A 7,060-nucleotide genomic window follows, 5' to 3' on the forward strand; every position below is an offset into this window, starting at 1 on the left:
AGGCGTGCAGACCCGCGCACTCGCGGAACGCGACCTACGCCACACCCAGGTAGGCGGCGCGAATGCTGTCGTCGGCCAGCAGATCCCGCGCATTTCCGGTGCGGGTGATCTCCCCCGTTTCGAGGATGTAGGCCCGGTCGGATCGGCTCAACGCCTGCTGGGCGTTCTGCTCGACGAGGAGCACCGTGGTACCGGTCGAATTGATCTCGGCGATGATCTTGAAGATCTGGGAGATCACCATCGGCGCCAACCCCATCGAGGGCTCGTCGAGCAGCAGCACCTTGGGCCGCGCCATCAACGCGCGTCCGATCGCCAGCATCTGCTGCTCGCCGCCGGACAGTGTGCCGCCCATCTGGTTCCGCCGTTCAGCCAGGCGCGGGAACGTCTCGAACACCCAGTCCTGACGTTCCCGGTGCGCGGCCCTGGACTCGAATTTGCGACCATAGCAACCCATTTCGAGATTCTCGGTCACGGTCATGCCGGGAAACACCCCACGCCCCTCAGGCGCCTGGATCAACCCGTCTGAGACCCGCCGATGCGCCTTGACCCGCGAGACGTCGCGGCCGTCGAACCACACCGATCCCGACGTCAGCGGCAGCAAACCCGAAATGGCGCGCATGATGGTGGTTTTCCCGGCGCCGTTGGAGCCCAGCAGCGTGACCAGCTCGCCTTCGTGCACCACCAGCGACACCCCATGCAGCGCCTGGATCCGCCCGTAGTGCGCGACGACGTCCCGCACCTCCAGCAGCACCCGACGCGTCGTTTCAGTGGAGTTCGTCATCCGGCACCCCCAGGTAGGCGGCGACGACCGCGGGATCCTCGCGGATGTCGGCGGGCAGGCCGTCGGCGATCTTGCGGCCGAACTCCAGCACCACGATCCGGTCGGTCACGCCCATCACCAACCTCATGTCGTGTTCGATCAACAGCACGGTGTAGCCATCGTCGCGGATCTTGCGGATCAAGTCGATCAACGCGGACTTCTCGCTGGGGTTGAAGCCGGCCGCGGGCTCGTCGAGACAGAGCAGCTTCGGCTCGGTGGCCAAGGCGCGGGCGATCTCGAGGCGGCGCTGGTCGCCGTAGGGCAGGTTCTTGGCCTTCTCCTCGCCTCGGTGGGCGATGCCGACGAATTGCAGCAGGGCCGTGGCGCGTTCGATCGCGTCGCGCTCTTCGCGGCGGTGACGCGCGCTGCGGAACAACGCACCGGGGACCGACGTCTTGTGCCGGGCGTCGGTACCGACGACCACGTTCTCCAGCGCGGTCATCTCGCCCCACAACCGGATGTTCTGGAACGTGCGCGCAATGCCCTTGCGGGTGATCTGGTGGCGTTTGACCGTGCCCAGCGGCGCGCCGTCGAACAGCACCGTGCCCGATGTCGGCCGGTAGACGCCGGTGATGGCGTTGAAGCAGGTCGTCTTGCCCGCACCGTTGGGGCCGATGAGCCCGAGGATCTCCCCGCGCCGGATGTCGAAGGTCAGCGAGTCCAGCGCGGTCAGCCCCCCGAACTTGACCGTCAGATCCTCGGTGCGCAACAGCACTTCGCCGGCGGCGGTGTGTACTTCGCGGTGCAGCGCGGCCTGCTCGGGGTCCGGATGGGGTTCGGTCATACCGGTGCCTGCTCGTCCGCGCCGCGCAACAGCTTGCGCGCGCTCTTGCCGTAGGCCAGCAGTTGGGCACGCACCGGGAACAACCCCTGGGGCCGGAAGATCATCAGCACCACCAGCGCCAGCCCGAAGAACAGGTATTTCAGGTCACCGAGGTTGATGCCGAACAGTTCCACGCCGAGCAACCGGTTGGGCAGGTACACGATCACGAACGCGCCGAACACCACGCCGAGTTTGTTGCCCTGCCCGCCCAGCACCACCGCACACAGGAACAGCATCGAGTTGATGATGTTGAACGTCGGCGGCGCGACGTACTGCACCTGACCGGCGTACAGCGCGCCCGACAACCCACCCACCGCGGCGCCGATCACGAAGGCCCACAGCTTGAACCGGAACGTCGGCACACCCATGATCTCGGCGGCATCCTCGTCCTCGCGCACGGCGATCCAGGCCCGCCCGACCCGGCTGCGCTCCAGATTGCCGACCAGCAGCAGGATGCCGACGATCAACGCCAGACCCAGCCAGAACCACCACGTGCCGTAGTTCGCGTCGCCCGACGAGTTGGCGCTGGAGAACACGCCGTTGGGCAGCTCTTCGGACGTACCGAGGCGGGGGTAGGCGACCTGGTTGAGTCCGCGCGGGCCGTTGGTGATGTCGGAGAGGTTGTCGGCCATCAGGCGGATGATCTCGCCGAACCCGAGCGTGACGATGGCCAGGTAGTCACCGCGCAGCCGCAGCGTGGGGGTGCCCAGGATCAAACCCGTCAGCGCCGTGATCGCCATGGCGATCGGCACGCAGGCCAGCCACGCCCAGTCGGTGCTGAAGAACTTCGACACGCCGACCTGGTTCCAGGGACTCTCAGGGCTGGTCAGCAGTGCGACGGTGTAGGCGCCGACGGCGTAGAAGCCGACGTACCCCAGGTCGAGCAGCCCCGCCTGCCCCACCACGACGTTGAGGCCGATCGCGATGATCGCCACCATCGCGAACTGCGCCATCGTGCCGCCGAAGCTGATGCCCGGGGTGTCCAGGAAGTGCGGGGTGTACAGCGGCAGCAGTGCCAGCGCGCCGAACGCCAGCAGGCCGACACCCCATTTCTGCACCCGGATTCGATCGGCCCACCAGCGCCGCAGCACGTCGCCGGGAGCCAGCAGCGCATTGCCTGTCGCTGTGGTGCCCTTCCCGTCGGCGCCCGTCTTCCCCACACTCATGCGCGTGCCTTCCCCAGACTCTCCCCCAGGATGCCGGTGGGCCGGAAGAACAACACCAGAACCAGCAGCGCGAAGGCGACCACGTCACGCCACTGCGTACCGAACAGCGCCTGACCGTAGTTCTCCATCACGCCGAGCAGCAGACCGCCGAGCAGCGCGCCGCGCAGGTTGCCGATACCACCGAGTACCGCCGCCGAGAAGGCCTTGATGCCCAGCAGGAACCCGCCGGAGTAGATGATGCCCTGGGGCACCTTCAACGTGTAGAGCAGCGCCGCCGCGCCGGCGAGCAGACCGCCGATCAGGAAGGTGGTCATGATGATTCGTTCGCGCGACACCCCCATCAGGGTCGCGGTGGCGGGGTCCTGGGCCACCGCCCGGATGCCGCGGCCCAGCCGGGTGCGGTTGATGGCCATGTCGGTCAGCAGCGCAAGCAGCAGTGCCGCGGCGATGATGACGAGGGTGACGTTGCTGACGTCGGCGCCGAAGACCGTGAACTGGGTTTCGGGAACCACCAGCATGATCGGCTGCTGGGCGTTGCTGCCGCCGTACCCGTCGATGATGCTCGGCAGGATGAAGTGGACGAACTCCTGCAGGACGAACGACATGCCGATCGCGGTGATCAGAAACGACAGCCGACTGGCATTGCGCCGCCGCAGCGGACGGTATGCCACCGCCTCCAGACCGACTGCCGCCGTGCCTGACACGGCCATCGCGAAAAGCATGGCCACCAACAGGTAGAACACGGTCAGCCCGATGCCGAGGTTGTAGTCGTTGCCGCTCGGCGTGAAGCCCAGGATCATGTCCAGGCAGAAGTAGGCGCCGAACATGCCGACCATGAAGATCTCGGCGTGAGCGAAGTTGATCAACTTCAGCACGCCGTACACCAGCGTGTAACCGACCGCGACCAGGGCGTAGATGGCGCCCCAGGCCAAACCGTCGATCGTCAACTGCCAGAACCCGTTACGGAGCCCATCGACGTTGAAGTCGATGTTCGCCGCGAGGCAGGCGTACTCGGTGAGACAGTCGGGCATCATCCGCGGGAGGGCTCCTGGAGACCGGGTGAGCGACGAAAACGCGTCCGGAACCTCGCTGTTCCGGACGCGTTTCGTCCTCGTCGACTACTGGACCTTGTACATCCAGATCAGACTGGTGGTCAGCTCGCCCTCGGGGGTCCACTGGTAACGGCGGGCCACTCCCTGCCCGTCGTAGTTCGCGAAGTAGTCCAGCATGGCCGGACGGGTGATCGCGCCGGAGTCGACGGCCTTGACCATGATGGTGCCCAGGTCGTAGCCCTCGGTGCTGTAGGTGCCCGGGGCCTGGCCGAACTTGTCGGTGTATTCCTGGGCGAACTGCTCCGAGGCCGGGCCGCACGGGCACGAGATCACCGCGTCAGCCGCCGACTGGCCGGCCTGCTTGACGAACTCGGGGTCTTTGACGCCGTCACCGGTGACGAAGGTGGTCTCGACGCCGCCGTCACGCAGCTGCTGCACGAACGGCGCGGCTTCGGCGTAGTAGCCGCTGAAGAACACCCCGTCGGGAGCGACACCGTCGATCTGGGTCACCGCCGCCGAGAAGTCCTTGTCGCCCTTCTTGACCGAGATGTTGCAGCCGGAGTCGGCCACCGGGCCGAGGGTGTCGCGGATCGCCTGGGCCAGACCGAGACCGTAGTCGGTGCTGTCGTCGACGACGCACACCTTCTGCATGCCGAGGGTGTTCTTCATGTAGTTGGCGACCGAGGGGCCCTGCACGCCGTCGTTGGCCAAGCCGCGGAAGAAGGTCCGCCAGCCCTGTTCGGAGAGCGTGACGTTGGTCGCCGAGGCGGTCGCCGCGGTCAGGCCGGCCTGGTTGAACACGCCGCCGGTGGCCTTGGTCTCGCCGGAGAACGCGGGGCCCACCAGGCCGACGGTGTACTGGTCGTCGACGATCTGCGGGGCGATCGCGGTGGCCTTCTGCGGATCACCTTCGGTGTCGAAGGTCTTCAGCTGGATCTGGCAACCCGGATTGGCCTCGTTGTGCTTGTCGACCGCGAGCTGCACACCGTTGCGGATGTTGATGCCCAGCGCGGCATCAGGGCCGGTGAGCGCGCCGGCCATCGCGATCGAGATGGGTGGGCAGGTGGCGTTGCCGTCACCGGCGGGATCCGCCGGGTCGGCGCTGGCGTCGGCCTGCACTTCGGCGCCGTTCTCGTCGATCTGGACCTGCTCGACGATCGACAGGTCCGAATCGCCGGAATCCTGTTCCGGCGCCGACTGGCTGCAGCCGGCCAGGCCGAGCACCACCAGACCCGCACTTGTGAGAGCAAATGCACTCCGTGCCACGCGACCTCGCACGCTTCACCTCCGGTTCACTGAGTTGATCGGCGCCGCCGGGGCCCTACCCAGGACAGCCGGGGAGGCGACGCTTCGCGGGAAACCATAACCAACCAGTAGCCGTGATGCGTGATGTTGGACAACGCGGCGTGTGCGCCGCGCCGCTCATCGGCGCGGAAACACGGCTCGGAAACGCACTCTTAACCGGACGGGGCCGGCGTCGAGCTATTTCTCGCCGTTGTCCGCGTTCTCGCCCGGCGGATCCAGCGTCTCCATGACGACCTCGGCCACCCGCTTCATCGTCGTGCGGCGATCCATGGCCGCACGTTGGATCCACTTGAACGCCTCGGGCTCGGTCATGCCCTGCTTGGTCTGCAACAGGCCTTTGGCGCGTTCCACCAGCTTGCGGGTCTCCAGCCGGTCGGAAAGGCTGGCGACCTCCTTCTCCAGCTCGGCGATCTCACTGAATCGGCTGACCGCCACCTCGATGGCCGGGATCAGGTCGGAGATGTTGAACGGCTTGACCAGATAGGCCATCGCGCCGGCGTCGCGGGCACGTTCGACGAGCTCGCGTTGGCTGAATGCGGTCAGGATGACGATCGGGGCGATCCGCTTGGCGGCGATCTCCGAGGCCGCGTCGATGCCGTCACGTCGCGGCATCTTGACGTCCATGATCACCAGATCGGGCCGCAGCGATTCGGCCAGGTCGACGGCCTCCTGCCCGTCGCCGGCCTCGCCGACGATCTCGTAACCCTCGTCGCGCAGCATCTCCGCCAGGTCGAGCCGGATGAGCGCCTCGTCCTCGGCGACGAGAACGCGGCGTGCGGGGACGGCGTCGGTCGGTGACGCACCAGGCGATGACATGAGGACATTGTGGCGCTCCCGGGCCGGATGAGCGAGCGCGGGGGCATCCTCTATGGTGAAAGGCCGCGCACTGACACGGTGCGACGCCCTCGTATCCCAACTGGCAGAGGAAACGGATTCAAAACCCGTACAGTGTGAGTTCGAATCTCACCGAGGGCACCGGATAACCACAGCTCACAGTATGTTTGTGAACGATATTCGAGCATAATCAGTGGCTCAGCCCGCAGCATCGAGAATCAGCATCATGGCTTCCGGACGGAATGCCCGTGCAGGGTAACAGACCGCTGGCACCGTCCAGTTCGTATCGGTGAGCACATCCTGGACCCAGTTGAGGCAGGGCTGGGTCATCCCGTGTGGTGCATCAACAACAAGCACGGCCAGGCGGGGACGCTAGTGTGCACGGCCCGTCACGATACGAGCCACGGCGTGGCCGTCTAGGTCTACTGCCCAGGCAGGTTGGTCAACCTTGTGATGGGTGGGACCTTCCCGATTGCTGAGTGTTGCCGGTGGTGATTGTAGGTATGCAGCCATGCCGGTAGTGCAGATCGCCTCGCCCGTTCGTTGGGGTAGAAGCGGGCGAGGGCCCATTCGGCGGTCATGCTGCGGTGAAAGCGCTCGATCTTTCCGTTGGTTTGGGGTCGGTACGGTCGGGTCCGGCGGTGTCTTATGCCGAGGTCGTGGCACGCGTGGCGCCATGCGTGGGAGCGGTAGCAGCCGCCGTTGTCTGACAGCACCGCTTCAACGGTGATCCCGCGCTCGGCGAACCACGCCGCCGCACGGTGTAGGACCGCGACGGCGGTATCGGCTGTTTCGTCGTCATGAATCTCGGCGTAGGCCACGCGAGAGTGATCATCGATGACGGTGTGTACGAAGGCATGCCCGAGCAACGGCTGGCGGTGTCGGCTGCGGTTGACCCCGGTGGTCAGGTGTCGATTCTTCTTGCCCTGAGAGCGGCCGACGAACCGCCAGCCGTTGCTCGGGCATGCCTTCGTACACACCGTCATCGATGATCACTCTCGCGTGGCCTACGCCGAGATTCATGACGACGAAACAGCCGATACCGCCGTCGCGGTCCTAC

General features: G+C 66.2%; 6 protein-coding genes, 1 tRNA gene and 2 pseudogenes. 2 read left to right on the plus strand and 7 right to left on the minus strand.

The window, feature by feature from the left end; genetic code table 11:
* Positions 1–34: 34 nt before the first annotated feature.
* From J3476_RS01300 to J3476_RS01325, 6 genes are all read right to left on the minus strand, one after another.
* The gene (locus J3476_RS01300) at positions 35–781 is read right to left on the minus strand and encodes an ABC transporter ATP-binding protein (RefSeq protein WP_163675290.1); all 747 of its coding nucleotides are present in this window, start codon (positions 779–781) and stop codon (positions 35–37) included.
* Positions 765–1,604, minus strand: coding sequence for an ABC transporter ATP-binding protein (locus J3476_RS01305; protein WP_207064812.1), 840 nt, complete (start codon positions 1,602–1,604; stop codon positions 765–767). Before J3476_RS01305 ends, J3476_RS01300 begins: the two co-directional genes overlap by 17 nt.
* A complete protein-coding gene (locus tag J3476_RS01310; RefSeq protein ID WP_207064813.1) occupies positions 1,601–2,809 on the minus strand; it encodes a branched-chain amino acid ABC transporter permease in 1,209 nt (402 codons plus the stop codon). Before J3476_RS01310 ends, J3476_RS01305 begins: the two co-directional genes overlap by 4 nt.
* Entirely contained in the window at positions 2,806–3,843 is a 1,038-nt protein-coding gene (locus tag J3476_RS01315; protein ID WP_207064814.1) for a branched-chain amino acid ABC transporter permease, read from the minus strand. The genes J3476_RS01310 and J3476_RS01315 overlap by 4 nt, the downstream gene beginning before the upstream one ends.
* An 84-nt stretch (positions 3,844–3,927) precedes the next feature.
* Positions 3,928–5,139, minus strand: a complete 1,212-nt coding sequence (locus J3476_RS01320) for a branched-chain amino acid ABC transporter substrate-binding protein (RefSeq protein WP_207064815.1) — start codon at positions 5,137–5,139, stop codon at positions 3,928–3,930.
* 204 nt (positions 5,140–5,343) lie between these two features.
* Complete coding sequence (locus J3476_RS01325; RefSeq protein WP_207064816.1) at positions 5,344–5,982, minus strand: ANTAR domain-containing response regulator; 639 nt, start codon at positions 5,980–5,982, stop codon at positions 5,344–5,346.
* 85 nt (positions 5,983–6,067) lie between these two features.
* Here J3476_RS01325 and J3476_RS01330 point away from each other — a divergent pair.
* Positions 6,068–6,141 (plus strand) — tRNA-Leu (locus J3476_RS01330).
* Between the two features lie 281 nt (positions 6,142–6,422).
* Here J3476_RS01330 and J3476_RS01335 read toward each other — a convergent pair.
* A pseudogene (locus tag J3476_RS01335) lies at positions 6,423–6,953 on the minus strand (DDE-type integrase/transposase/recombinase); the annotation flags it as partial.
* On the opposite strand from J3476_RS01335, the pseudogene J3476_RS01340 reads away from it, so the two are divergent.
* Positions 6,952–7,060: pseudogene (locus J3476_RS01340) on the plus strand (IS481 family transposase); the annotation flags it as partial. The pseudogenes J3476_RS01335 and J3476_RS01340 overlap by 2 nt on opposite strands.

Source organism: Mycobacterium sp. PO1, from assembly GCF_017312405.1.
Lineage (GTDB): Bacteria > Actinomycetota > Actinomycetes > Mycobacteriales > Mycobacteriaceae > Mycobacterium.

What these genes read in the sequence shown, in the direction of transcription:
- J3476_RS01325 (WP_207064816.1), bottom strand. Translation starts at nt 5,982, where the DNA reads ATGTCATCGCCTGGTGCGTCACCGACCGACGCCGTCCCCGCACGCCGC.
- J3476_RS01310 (WP_207064813.1), bottom strand. Translation starts at nt 2,809, where the DNA reads ATGAGTGTGGGGAAGACGGGCGCCGACGGGAAGGGCACCACAGCGACA.
- J3476_RS01305 (WP_207064812.1), bottom strand. Translation starts at nt 1,604, where the DNA reads ATGACCGAACCCCATCCGGACCCCGAGCAGGCCGCGCTGCACCGCGAA.
- J3476_RS01315 (WP_207064814.1), bottom strand. Translation starts at nt 3,843, where the DNA reads ATGATGCCCGACTGTCTCACCGAGTACGCCTGCCTCGCGGCGAACATC.
- J3476_RS01300 (WP_163675290.1), bottom strand. Translation starts at nt 781, where the DNA reads ATGACGAACTCCACTGAAACGACGCGTCGGGTGCTGCTGGAGGTGCGG.